Source organism: Sporolituus thermophilus DSM 23256, assembly GCF_900102435.1.
GTDB classification, from domain to species: Bacteria; Bacillota; Negativicutes; order Sporomusales; family Thermosinaceae; genus Thermosinus; species Thermosinus thermophilus.
On the sequence record NZ_FNBU01000011.1, the window covers coordinates 76,148 to 87,979 of the forward strand.

The 11,832-nt window shown below is 56.5% G+C and carries 11 protein-coding genes; 1 reads left to right on the plus strand and 10 read right to left on the minus strand.

Annotated elements, in window-relative coordinates:
- Positions 1-27: 27 nt before the first annotated feature.
- The 10 genes from BLQ99_RS08195 to BLQ99_RS08240 all read right to left on the minus strand — a co-directional run bounded on the left by BLQ99_RS08195 (position 28) and on the right by BLQ99_RS08240 (position 11,148).
- Positions 28-480 (minus strand): hypothetical protein, encoded by a 453-nt coding sequence (locus tag BLQ99_RS08195; RefSeq protein ID WP_093689919.1) that lies wholly within the window; start codon positions 478-480, stop codon positions 28-30.
- Positions 481-623: 143 nt separating this feature from the next.
- Positions 624-1,763, minus strand: coding sequence for an acyl-CoA dehydrogenase (locus BLQ99_RS08200; protein ID WP_093689921.1), 1,140 nt, complete (start codon positions 1,761-1,763; stop codon positions 624-626).
- 37 nt (positions 1,764-1,800) lie between these two features.
- Positions 1,801-2,403: an indolepyruvate oxidoreductase subunit beta gene (locus BLQ99_RS08205; protein ID WP_171904636.1), complete on the minus strand. Its 603-nt coding sequence runs from the start codon at positions 2,401-2,403 to the stop codon at positions 1,801-1,803.
- Complete coding sequence (locus BLQ99_RS08210; protein WP_093689925.1) at positions 2,400-4,214, minus strand: thiamine pyrophosphate-dependent enzyme; 1,815 nt, start codon at positions 4,212-4,214, stop codon at positions 2,400-2,402. Before BLQ99_RS08210 ends, BLQ99_RS08205 begins: the two co-directional genes overlap by 4 nt.
- A 57-nt stretch (positions 4,215-4,271) precedes the next feature.
- On the minus strand, positions 4,272-5,675 hold the full coding sequence (locus BLQ99_RS08215; RefSeq protein WP_093689927.1) for an FAD-binding oxidoreductase: 1,404 nt from the start codon (positions 5,673-5,675) through the stop codon (positions 4,272-4,274).
- Positions 5,676-5,790: 115 nt separating this feature from the next.
- Complete coding sequence (gene ilvD / locus BLQ99_RS08220; protein ID WP_093689929.1) at positions 5,791-7,509, minus strand: dihydroxy-acid dehydratase; 1,719 nt, start codon at positions 7,507-7,509, stop codon at positions 5,791-5,793.
- 15 nt (positions 7,510-7,524) lie between these two features.
- Positions 7,525-8,796, minus strand: a complete 1,272-nt coding sequence (locus BLQ99_RS08225) for a nickel pincer cofactor-dependent isomerase, group 22 (protein ID WP_093689931.1) — start codon at positions 8,794-8,796, stop codon at positions 7,525-7,527.
- 70 nt (positions 8,797-8,866) lie between these two features.
- Positions 8,867-9,628, minus strand: a complete 762-nt coding sequence (locus tag BLQ99_RS08230) for an HpcH/HpaI aldolase family protein (protein WP_093689933.1) — start codon at positions 9,626-9,628, stop codon at positions 8,867-8,869.
- A gap of 12 nt (positions 9,629-9,640) precedes the next feature.
- A complete protein-coding gene (locus BLQ99_RS08235; protein WP_093689935.1) occupies positions 9,641-10,804 on the minus strand; it encodes a UxaA family hydrolase in 1,164 nt (387 codons plus the stop codon).
- 47 nt (positions 10,805-10,851) lie between these two features.
- On the minus strand, positions 10,852-11,148 hold the full coding sequence (locus BLQ99_RS08240; RefSeq protein ID WP_093689937.1) for a UxaA family hydrolase: 297 nt from the start codon (positions 11,146-11,148) through the stop codon (positions 10,852-10,854).
- Positions 11,149-11,597: 449 nt separating this feature from the next.
- Between BLQ99_RS08240 and BLQ99_RS08245 the strand changes: the two genes are divergently transcribed.
- Positions 11,598-11,832, plus strand: a 235-nt coding sequence (locus BLQ99_RS08245) for a helix-turn-helix domain-containing protein (protein WP_143005886.1), incomplete at its 3' end; no start/stop codon positions are given.

The window sequence follows — 11,832 nt, forward strand, 5'->3', positions numbered from 1 at the left end:
GACTTTCGCGTCCGGTTTATTCCCCGCTCAACCTCCCTTCCCAAGACCGGTTTCAATCAGCTTAATCGCGCTCCGGCATCGCATATAGGCGTAGCTGGCGTATCCCGCCAATCCTACAACGACAATAAGAAAAATGGAGGGGGCAGCTAATGCCAACAGCGCCGTACAGCCCCACCCCAGGATACCGACCCAAAGCCAGCCTTTTTTGAGGCGCCGGTAGTAGGCCTGCATCTCCCTAAGTTCGCTTTTGACGATATCCACATCAACGGGGGCAGCCGGCCGCTCAGCCCTGCAGCGGTCACTTGGGGAGGATTTCACCAGCTTGCGCCAATAATAAACCGCCGGCAAGGTGAACAGCGCCGCTATAATGTAGTTAGCTTGAACATAGGCCATTGCCGTCAAGGCCAGGAAGCCAATAACGGCGAGTCCCCGGGCGACCACCTGACTGCGCGGTTTTTGCCTAATTGCCTCCAGTCCCATGAAATCCTCCCCCTGCTTATTGCCGCGCCGGGCGGCTTTTTGTTGGTTTTATTTTTAATATTCCGACTTTTAGGCTTGAGGTGCGGCTTGCGTTCGTAGACAAAAGGCCCGCACCTTGGCCGACACGCCTTAGCTTTTGTTAATTAGCGCAGCAGCGCGCCGGAAATTACCATCCGCTGCACCTGATTGGTACCTTCATAGATTTGGGTTATCTTGGCGTTGCGCATCAGCCGTTCAACCGGATACTCCCGGGTATAACCATAGCCGCCGAAGATCTGGACGGCATCGGTGGTAACCCGCATCGCCACGTCCGAAGCGTACATCTTGGCCATCGCCGCTTCCTTGGAGAACGGCCGCCCCTGATCTTTGGCATAGGCGGCGCGGTACGTCAAAAGCCGGGCCGCGTCAATCTCGGTGGCCATATCGGCTAACATAAAGGCGATCGCCTGGTTGCTGGCAATGGGTTTTCCGAACTGCACCCGTTCCTTGGCATACTTCACGGCATGGTCGAGCGCGGCCTGGGCAATGCCGAGGGCTTGGGCGGCAATACCGATCCGGCCGCCGTCAAGGGTGCTCATGGCGATTTTAAACCCTTCCCCTTCCTTACCGAGCAGGTTTTCCCTGGGTACCTTGACGTCCTGGAAGATAAGTTCCATGGTCTGGGAGGCGCGGATGCCCATCTTGTGCTCTTTTTTGCCGAAGGTAAAGCCAGGCATGCCCTTTTCCAGGATAAAGGCGCTGATCCCTTTGACCCCCTTGGTTTTGTCGGTCATGGCGAAAACAACATAAATTTCTGCTTCGCCGCCGTTAGTGATGAAGATTTTACTGCCGTTCAGCACATAATGGTCGCCGTCCAAAACCGCCGTTGTTTGCTGGCTGGCGGCATCGGTGCCGGCATTAGGTTCGGTCAGGCCAAACGCGCCCAGTTTCTTGCCTTTTATCAGGGGAACGAGATATTTTTGTTTCTGTTCTTCGGTGCCGTAGGCAAAGATGGGCCACTGGCAAAGGGAAACGGAAGTGGCAAGGGTTACCCCGACGCTGTCGTCGGCGCGGGACACTTCTTCCACCGCCAGAATATAACTCAGATAGTCGCCGCCGGCCCCGCCGTACTGTTCGGGAAAACAGATGCCGGTCAGGCCGAGTTCGCCCATGGCGTCATACAGCGCCCGCGAAAACTCTTCCTTCTCGTCCCGCTCGGCTGCCCCAGGGGCGACTTCCTGTTCGGCAAACTCGCGGACCATTTTCTGGATCATTTTTTGCTCTTCGGTCAACTCAAAGCGCATATCCTTACTCCTCCCCTATTAAATAACGGTCGGTTTTTTACCCTTGCTGCTTGGCTTGGATGATGTCGCGGCCGCGGTTGAAGGCCGCGATGTCTGCATCGTGATATTTCGGGTCTACCTTTGACAGCAGCTTATTGAGGACGGCCTCGGCCGGCAGCACGTCGGAAATGGCGGTGAAGGCGCCGAGCATAACGACGTTGGTCAAAAGAACATTGCCGAGCTCCTTGGCCGCCTGGGTGGCGTTGATCAAATAACCGTTAAGGCCCTTGCCGGCAACCTCGGCCAGTATCTCGTCGGTCGAAGGGTAAACATCCACCTTCAGATTGGCCAGGATGGTCGGTACCGCCGCCGTATTGATAATGTACTGGCCGTTTTTATTGAGAAGATTGATGTAGCGCAGCGCCTCCAGCGGTTCGAAGCCCAGCAGCACATCGGCCTGGCCCAGGGGCACTACCGGCGAAAAGATTTCGCGGTCGGCCAAACGCACATGGGAGAGAACCGACCCGCCGCGCTGGGCGGCGCCTTTGGTCTCGGTGTTTACGACATTGTAGCCGGCATCCATGGCGCATTGGGCAATGACTTGGGAAGCGAGGATATTGCCCTGGCCGCCAACCCCGGCGATGACTAAATCAAATTTCATTGCAGTGCCCCCTTCTTGCATACGAAAGTACATACGCCGCAGCCGTTGCAGGCGCTCGCTTCGATGACCGCTTTGCCGTCGACGATGGTGATGGCCGGGCAGCCGAACGTCCGCACGCAGAGGCTGCAGCCGTTGCAGATGTCGGTATTGACTGTTACCTGCCTGGGCGTGAAGGATAGTTGCCCTTCCCGTCCGAACCGGAGATAACACAGCGCCTCGGCGACAACTACCTTGACGCCCTTTTCCGCCGTCGCTGCGGTAATGACCTTTATCGTTTCGTCCACGTTATAGGGATTGCAGCGGAAGACCTTGGCGCCCATGGCCGCGGCCACTACCCCCGGGTCCATGGGGCTGATCCGGTCATTTAGGTTGCTGGGACTGCCGGGATGGGGCTGGAAGCCGGTCATGGCGGTCGTCGAGTTATAGGCGATGACGACGGTAATATCGGCCCGGTTGTAAATGGCGCTGGCCAGGCCGGTCAGGCCATTGTGAAAGAAGGTCGAGTCGCCGATCAAAGCGTATACCGGTTTGGCAAACCCGGCGGCCTTGATGCCGTAGGCCATCGGGATGGACGATCCCATGCAATAGATGGTGGCCTGGAGGTTCATAGGCTCAAACGTGCCGGCATCATGGCAGCCAATATCGCCGGTAACGATGCCGCCGTTTTGCCGTACCACCTCTTTCAGGGCAATGAGTAGCCCGCGGTGACTGCAGCCCGAGCACTGGGTGCGGGTCCGGGCCGGAATATATTTACCTTGCGGCGGCGCCGGATAAGGCTTGCCGACCAAAGCACTCTCAATGGCCGTGAGCACGACATTGGTAGTCAGTTCGCCTTCTTTCGGCAAATAAGTCTCGCGCCCGAGCACCTCGACCATTACTCCATTTTCAAAACACAGCTGTTTAATCAGCCGTTCTACCACCGGCTCGATTTCTTCAAACACGACCACCCGTTTGCGCCCCTTGACAAAGCTGAGCACTTTCTTCTCCGGCAGCGGCAGGGTCGAAAGTTTTAGGATGGGCAGCTTTTGCCCGTAAATTTGTTCGGCCTCTTTCAAAAAGGCGTAGCCAATGCCGCAGCCGATGAACCCTACCTCGCCGTCGGCCTCTTCTACCCGGTTAAACGGCGATTCTTCCATGAGCGCCTTCAGCTCGGCCTGTTTGCTATTTAGCCAACGGTGCCGCATCTTGGGCCGAAGCTCGCCGCCCGACTCCTTTTCTACCACCGCGGACATGACAAAGCGCTTGCGGTCGATGACAAACTCGCTCTTGCGGCCTTCAGGGATAACATCGGTATACTCGACCATGCCGCCGGCGTGATTGATCCGCATGACCGGCCGCAGGGCAAAAACCAGCTCGGTCTGTTCAGACAGTTCAAACGCCGCTTTGGTCATATCATAGGCTTCCTGGACGCTGGACGGGTCAAAGACCGGCAAGTGGGCGTAGGTATGAATCAGGATGCGAGTGTCCTCTTCGCATTGGGACGACAGGCCGCCGGGGTCGTCAGATGAAACCAGCACCAGCCCGGCCCTGACGCCGGTAAAGTTTATGTGCATAAGATAATCAGCCGCGGCGTTGGTGCCGTTATGCTTCATCACGGCCATGGCCCGTTGGTTGGTAAGGCAGGCGCCGCCCGCGACCTCAAAGGCGTGTTTTTCATTGGCCGACCATTCGGCGTAAACGTGCGGGAACTCAGCGCAATGCTCAACAATCTCCGTCGCCGGCGTTCCCGGGTAGCCGGCCACCACCCTGACTCCAGCCGCTACGGCCGCCCGCGCGATCGCCTCATTGCCTAGCATGAATTTTTTGCTCATTCTCTTGCCTCCTCTTTCAAAGTTTGCGGCGAGTATTGTCTTTGGCGCCTGACTTGCCTAATCTACTTCGAACACCGTCCCCGGGTTCAAAATGAGATTGGGATCCAGCGCTTTTTTGATGGCCTGCATCATTTTCAGCTGGACCGGGTCGGCAAACCGGTGCATCCACTTTACCCGCTTGGACCCAATGCCGTGTTCGCCTGACATTCTCCCGCCGATGCTGTACACGAAAGCAAATAGATCATGGAGGATTTCGTCAATTTTGGTTGGCCACTCTTCAGCCGGGATATTGCCCTGCATGATCGTCAGGTGCAGATTACCGTCGCCGGCGTGAGCCACCACCCGCCCTACTGCCTCATGTTGTTTACAGATCCGGGTTATTTCCCGCATGGCGTACGCCAGGTGTTTAACCGGCACCACAAGGTCTTCGGGGCTGTGAATGTAGCTTTCTTCGCGGTTCGCGTCGCCAAAGGCCCGCCGGGCGGCCCAGATGGTCTTAGAATCGGGGACCAGCGTGGCAATTGCCCCACCCGCGGTGCAGATTTCGTCAATGCGGGCGGCCTTATCTTCCAGCTCCTCCTCGGTGCTTGTTTCGACGGTAATAATAAGGTAGTTGCCATCCTCTTGATGCGGCAGGCCCACTTTGAGATAACGGGCGCAGACATTGACGGCCTCGTTGTCCATGTACTCGAGCGAAGTCGGGTCGATACCGGCCTTTAGGAGTTTGAATACCGTATCAATCGCCGTTTCGGTATCCGGGAAAACGGCGAGAAAATCCATTTTATAGGGGGGCAGCGGAATTAATTTCAGCGTCGCCTTGGTGATAATCCCCAGCGTTCCTTCCGAGCCCATAATCAGCTGTTCCAGGCAGTAGCCGGAAGTGCTTTTGTTCAGCAGTCCGCCTAATTCGGTTATTTCTCCGGTAGGCGTCACGATTTCGACCGCATAGACTTGGTGGCGGGTGGTGCCGTATTTCACGGCTTTGTTGCCCCCGGCATTGGTTGCGATATTGCCGCCGATGAAGCAGTTGTCGCCGCTGGATGGATCGCCGGCGTACAATAAGCCAACAGCGGCAGCGGCCTGCTGGACATCCTTCGTCCTGACGCCCGGCTCTACCACCATGTACATATGCTCGGCATTGACTTCGATAATTTTGTTCATCTTTTCCAACGACAAGACAATGCCGCCGTACATCGGCGCCGCGCCGGCGGCCAGACCGGTACCGGCGCCCCGCGGGGTAACGGGAATGAGCTCCCGGTTGGCCAGACGGATAATTTCCGCCACCTGGTCTCTGGTTTCCGGAAAGACCACCACTTCCGGCATATGGTGGTAGCGGGCGTCGGTTACCTCGTCCTGGCTGTAGGTTATAAGTTTATCGGGGTCGGTAAGGACGTTTTTTTCGCCGACGATGGCCTTTAACTCCGCAATATGGTTTGGCCCGACCCGATTATATTTCCTCATCTTGCTTCCCTCCGCACTTCCCGTAATGTATGATTGACACAACAGCAATGGAAAGCAGAACGTTCCACCACTTTTTACTTTCCAATTGCCACTTAGGTAGGATTGTTGCCGTAAATCACTTTGTATAGGCACCGGCCATCAAGGAAGCGGCCTTTTCCGTAAATTGTTTAAGAATACCTTTCCGGAGCGGACGCTCGGGAGCTCGCCAGGCAGCCTTGCGGGCGGCCAGGATAGTGGCAATTTCCGCCGGCGACTTTCTTTCCCCGCCGACACCGACAAGGTTAAGCTCTCGCCCCGGAATATTGATTTCGATCAGGTCATTGTCTTCCACTAGGGCCAGCGGTCCGCCCTCCGCGGCCTCCGGGGAAACATGGCCGACGCACGGCCCCCGCGTCGCCCCGGAGAAGCGGCCGTCGGTTACCAGGGCGACAGTGCCGTTCAATGCTTCGTCAAAGACGATCGCGTCGGTTGTCATAAACATTTCCGGCGCCCCTGAGCCTCGTGGCCCTTCGTAGCGGATGATGACCACGTCGCCGGGTTTAATCTTCCCGGCAATAATCGCTTGCTGCGCCGCTTCCTCGCTGTCAAACACGGCCGCCGGCCCGGTGTGGCGGTGCATCGACGGAACAACGGCCGAATATTTGATCACCGCACCGTCGGGAGCGATATTGCCTTTCAGGATCGCGATCGAACCGTACTGTTTGGCTTTGCTTACCGGTCTGATAACATCGTCAGGGGAAAGGCCAAACGTTTTAAGATGCTGGTGGCACCGGTCAAAGAAGCCGTCCTGCCAGAGCTGCTCAAGGTTTTCCCCAAGCGTCTTGCCGGTTACGGTCATGACATCCAGGTTAAGGTGATCCTTAATATACCACTGTACCAGCGGGATGCCCCCGGCGAACCAGAACAGCTCGGTCACGTACTGGCCGCTGGGCTGCACGTTGGCCAGATAGGGGATTTCCCGGCTCGCCTGGTCAAACATTTCAGGCTCAATGGTCATCCCCAGCTCATGGGCAATGGCCGGCAGATGAATCAGGGCGTTGGTACTGCCGCCGATGGCCGCGTGCACTTTAATGGCGTTGACAAAAGCGTCCTTGGTAAGGATCTTGGCCGCGGTGATTCCCTGCTCAGCCAGCCGGACAACCTGGCGGCCCGCTAGTCGGGCAATGCGGCGAATTTCGGTAAACGTCGCCGGCAGCAAAGCGCTGCCCGGCAGCGCCAGCCCCAGCGCTTCCGCCATACACTGCATGGTGCTGGCCGTCCCCATGAACTGACAGGCGCCGCACGATGGGCAGCCCGTAAGTTTATAGTTGCGGATCTCAGCGTCGGCAATTTGGCCCTTTTTGGCTTTGGCCGATATCGGCCCGGCCAGGCCGGAGGTGGTTATCCCCGGCCCGCTGCGCATCGAGCCGCCGGGAATATGAATAGTGGGAATATCTACCCGGGCGGCCGCCATTAGATGGGCGGGTATCGACTTATCGCAGCTGGAGATAAGGACCATGCCGTCCCAGGGTATTACCGAGGCGTGCAGCTCCACCATGTCGGCGATTACCTCGCGCGACGCCAATATGTAGTTCATGCCGTCATGGCCCTGGCCCCAACCGTCGCAGATATCGGTGACATGGTGCCGGGCCGGTTTCCCGCCGGCCTCATAAATGCCGATCGCCGCCTCTTCGCTGAGCATGTCGAGGTGAAAACTGCCAGGGTGGCTTTCACCAAAGACATCGTCCACTAAAATATGCGGCTTTTCGGTATCTTCCTCCGACCAATTCATCCCCAGCCGCAGCGCGTCCACCTGGGCCCACAGTTTCCTGGCGTCTTGGCATTTTTGCCGCATAAAATCCCCTCCTGTTTAGTCCAGCAGATTGCCTTGCGCATCAAACCTCATGTCCGTCGGCTCACCGCAAATTTCAATGGCCGGATTGGCCCGCGCCTGTGCCAGCAATGCCTCGGAAATGTAGATTTCCCCTAAGTGAAGCGTGTCCTTGATCCTTACCAGCCGGACTTTGGCGAGGTCACGGGCATAGCTTGTTTTGATCGCGGCGAGGATTGCCTCTTTGTCCGAGGCCAGCACCATGGGGATGCGTACCGGCTCGCAGATTGTAGACGTCAAGGCATTGGCATAGGTATACTCCCAGTCGACTTTAGCCACCAGTTTGCGGGTGGTAAAATCGGCGGCGCCGATGCCGTTGGCGTTGCCATGGGTTTTATCGGTCAGGTCGAGCACCACCAGCTTGTTGACCGCCGGGCCGCCGCTGGCGTACGGCGTGGGATAGCGCCCGGTTATGTTGGGGTCCATGCCGTCACCGGAAATTTCCTTGCCGATACGGTCGACAATCAGGACATCGATCGGGTCAAACATAATCCGCGGCATGTGCGCCCTCGCTTCGCGAAGCAGCCGTTGGTCGGTCGCGATAATTTCTTCCGCCGGCACGGCCGCGATCTTGGCCACACGGTCGTAGGCGTTTTCGACGGTGGCCACCCCGAACAGGATGCGGGTACGCGCCAGCTTGATTTTGGCCATTTCCACCACATGTTCGGCCATATGCTTAAAGCCATAGGCGTGGCAGGCGTCTGCCCCTTTCTGCTTGCCGAGCCCGATGGTGATCATCTTAGCCAGACCGCTCTCGCACGGCCCATGGAAGGCGGTATGCGGCTTGACCCGGTTAATTACGACAATCCCGTCGGCCTCGTAAGCGTTCTTGTCAATCAGTACCGGCAGACCATTGGCCAACCGCCCTACTTCTACCACATCCATCGCTGATACAATCGGACAACCGACGCTGTCTTCCGTGATGCCGAGATTAGCCAGGACCTGCCGCTGACCTTCGGCCGTCGCCCCGCCGTGACTGCCCATGGCCGGTACAATGAAGGGGACGCCGCCCCTTCGCTTGATTTCTTCAACCGTTACCCGCGTAATGGTCTGGATCTCGGCTATTCCTCTGCTGCCAACGGCCACGGCAATCCGCATGCCGGGCCTGATGCGGTCGCCTACCCCCTGCTTGGCCAGTTCCTGGCGCAAGCATTGCGGCAAATCGACCACTTGCGCGGCGGGAAATTTTTGATATACCTTGACTAACCGCGGCAACGGCACATTGGCCAATAATTCCTGAATAATCCCCATAACAATTCCTCCCTGGGGAGACCCCTAAGCTCAAGCAAACTAACCAAATCCGAATCTTTACCGGTAAAGCCTAACCGTTTTTAAAAGCCATGACTTTTTCCCGAAACACCTCATAAAGCAGGCCGACGTCAGCCGCAAAGGAAATATATTGCACGCCCCAGTTCTTCCACTTGACCGCGCTTGCGACATCGTCGACGAAAAAGCCGATTGCCACCCCGGCCGCGCGCGCCAGTTCCATGTTTTTCTGCATTTCGGCCACCAGCTGCGGATGGTCTACCTGCCCGGGTATTCCGAGCGAAGCGGAAAGGTCATACGGTCCGATAAATAAGACGTCGATCCCCGGCACGGTAAGAATATCCGGCAGGTTGGCAATCCCTTCCTTGCCTTCCACCTGGATAATGACCGCGGTCTCCTGGTTGGCGCTGGCGAAATAGCTAAACTTGTCAGCGGCCGAATAGCGGGCCGCCCGCACATACCGGTTGCAACCCCGCGCTCCCTCCGGGGAGAATTTGGCGGCTTTAACGGCGGCCATTGCTTCCGCCTTGGTACTCACCTGCGGAACCTGCACGCCTTCCGCCCCGATATCCAGCGCTTTGGCAATAAGCTCGGGCTGATTGCCGTAAACCCTGATCACCGGGCTAACCCCGGCCAGCTTCGCCGCCCGCACCATATCCACCGCCCGGTCGGACGAGATTTCGCCATGTTCGGTGTCAATAATGGCAAAATCAAACCCGGCATTACCGGCAATTTCCAGCACGGCCGGATGGCAAAGGTTTACAAACGGTCCGAACAGCCGCTCCCCGTTTTTGAGTCGTTCTTTCAGTAGCGCCATACTGCTCCTCCTTCACATCGTCGGGCCGATGCGCCAAATGCCGAAGTCGTTGTGGCCGAGAATTTCCGCCTTGGTCAGCTTCCCGGAAGCAACTTCGAGCATTTCGGCGAATATGCGCCGGCCGACTTGTTCCACCGTTTCTTCGCCGGTTATAATCGTCCCGGCATTAATATCCATGTTGTCTTTCATCCGTTCGTACATCGGGGTGTTGGTGGCGACTTTAATGGTCGGGGCGATCGGTGAGCCGGTCGGCGTACCGCGGCCGGTTGTAAATACGCAGAGGTGGCAGCCGCCGGCGACCATTCCCGTCAGCTGCTCGATATCATTGCCCGGCGTATTCATGAAAATAAGCCCTTTCTTCGTAATTTTTTCGGCCCAACCGATTACGTCTTGCAGCGGCCGCGTGCCCGCTTTATAGACACACCCCAACGACTTTTCTTCAATGGAGGAAAGGCCGCCCTCGATATTGCCGGGCGTCGGGTTGCCGCCCCGCATGTCAACGCCCATGGCCTTGGCGGAATCCTCATACGCCCTGATCGTCTCGTAACAGCGGCGGGCCACGTTTGCGTTAACCGCCCGCGCGGCAATGATATGCTCTGCCCCGATGAGTTCCGGCGTTTCCGCCAAAATCGAAGTGCCGCCGGCGTCCACCAGCATATCGCTGGCAACACCCAGGGCCGGATTGGCCGACAGGCCCGAGCAAGCATCCGAACCGCCGCACTCCGTGCCGAGAATAAGTTCCCGGACAGGAATTGGCTGGCGCTTGAGGCTAGATGCGGCCAAAACCATGTTATGCGCGGCGGCCGCCCCGGCCTGGATGGCTTTGTACGAGCCGCCCTCCTCCTGAATGATAACCAGGTGCACAGGCTTATAGGGGCATTGTTTTTTTATTTCTGCCGCCACATCCTGGGCCCGCACAACTTCGCAGCCCAGACCGACGACCACTACACCGTAAACATTGGGATGAGCCCCGTGCCCGATCAGGGCTCGCGCCGTCTGTGCCGCGTCCGGGGCGAGCTGGGAACAGCCGTGCTGGTGCTCAAACCAGGTGGTTCCTTTGACATTGAGGGCAATCGCCCTTGCCACCTGATTGGCGCAAACGACGGTAGGCATAATCAGGACATGGTTGCGAATCCCCACCGCGCCGTCGGGTCGAAGAAAACCCATAAAATTCATTTGATCACCCCATTATCAGATTGCGTTTCGGCATTGGCCATGAAAGGTTAACCCGTTAAATCGCCGCGGCCGCGACAGCCGGCCATATTGTGGACATGGGTATGCTGACCCATCTTTATTGCCTGGGTGGCAACGCCGATTGTTTCACCGTATTTGATTACCTTTTCGTCTCTGGCAATATCCCTGATGGCAAATTTGTGGCCGAAGGGGATCCTTTCCGTTACCAGCACCGCTATTTTCTGTCCTTCAATAACCAATTCCACTTCCGTGCCCGGGGCAATTTCTTCGACGGCCGTAGCGACATTATCGCTTTTTTTCATGACAATAGCCCTGGATTTTCCCATGGCAGCACCTCCTTTGCTATCTGTAGGGCGCTCCGCTTCTGCCCTGGTTATCTTTAAGAGCGGCAGCGCACCGGTAATTGGTGAATTAGCTTCCAAAGCTAGCCGTATTTTTACATATATATGAACTTAGTTCATAATGTAGAACAATTTAATACATGCGAACCAACGCGTATACGCCCTAAACTGCTTTCGGGGAAAGCGAAGATTGCCGGATATTCATGTATATGAACTTATTTCATATATATGAACAAACAAAAGCATCCAACCTTTTCCACCTTCTGCTTCTACATTAATTGCTGTTTTCCTGCTTGGATTTTTATAATTTTCATTTTTTTCTTTTTGGTTCATTGTAAAATGAAATGCAACAGCAAAAGATGAAAAAAGGACTCCCACGTAGAATTCCGGTATGATGAGGGGACTCAATCCAAACCATACAGGAGGGTTCTGCCATGGAAGTCCAAGAACAGTGTACCACATCTGCACGGTCTTTTGAACACCTAAATGCCTATGAGCGCGGAATTATCAAAGCACTTTTGGGTGAGAAGCGCTCAATACGCTATATAGCACGGCAACTTGGCCGTCATCCAAGTACGATTTCACGCGAAATTAAGCGGGGTACAGTTAAGCAGCGACGCTCCGACCTTACTGAATATGAGGCATACTACCCCGAAACGGGACAAGCAG

What these genes read in the sequence shown, in the direction of transcription:
- BLQ99_RS08195 (WP_093689919.1), bottom strand. Translation starts at nt 480, where the DNA reads ATGGGACTGGAGGCAATTAGGCAAAAACCGCGCAGTCAGGTGGTCGCC.
- BLQ99_RS08200 (WP_093689921.1), bottom strand. Translation starts at nt 1,763, where the DNA reads ATGCGCTTTGAGTTGACCGAAGAGCAAAAAATGATCCAGAAAATGGTC.
- BLQ99_RS08205 (WP_171904636.1), bottom strand. Translation starts at nt 2,403, where the DNA reads ATGAAATTTGATTTAGTCATCGCCGGGGTTGGCGGCCAGGGCAATATC.
- BLQ99_RS08210 (WP_093689925.1), bottom strand. Translation starts at nt 4,214, where the DNA reads ATGAGCAAAAAATTCATGCTAGGCAATGAGGCGATCGCGCGGGCGGCC.
- BLQ99_RS08215 (WP_093689927.1), bottom strand. Translation starts at nt 5,675, where the DNA reads ATGAGGAAATATAATCGGGTCGGGCCAAACCATATTGCGGAGTTAAAG.
- ilvD (WP_093689929.1), bottom strand. Translation starts at nt 7,509, where the DNA reads ATGCGGCAAAAATGCCAAGACGCCAGGAAACTGTGGGCCCAGGTGGAC.
- BLQ99_RS08225 (WP_093689931.1), bottom strand. Translation starts at nt 8,796, where the DNA reads ATGGGGATTATTCAGGAATTATTGGCCAATGTGCCGTTGCCGCGGTTA.
- BLQ99_RS08230 (WP_093689933.1), bottom strand. Translation starts at nt 9,628, where the DNA reads ATGGCGCTACTGAAAGAACGACTCAAAAACGGGGAGCGGCTGTTCGGA.
- BLQ99_RS08235 (WP_093689935.1), bottom strand. Translation starts at nt 10,804, where the DNA reads ATGAATTTTATGGGTTTTCTTCGACCCGACGGCGCGGTGGGGATTCGC.
- BLQ99_RS08240 (WP_093689937.1), bottom strand. Translation starts at nt 11,148, where the DNA reads ATGGGAAAATCCAGGGCTATTGTCATGAAAAAAAGCGATAATGTCGCT.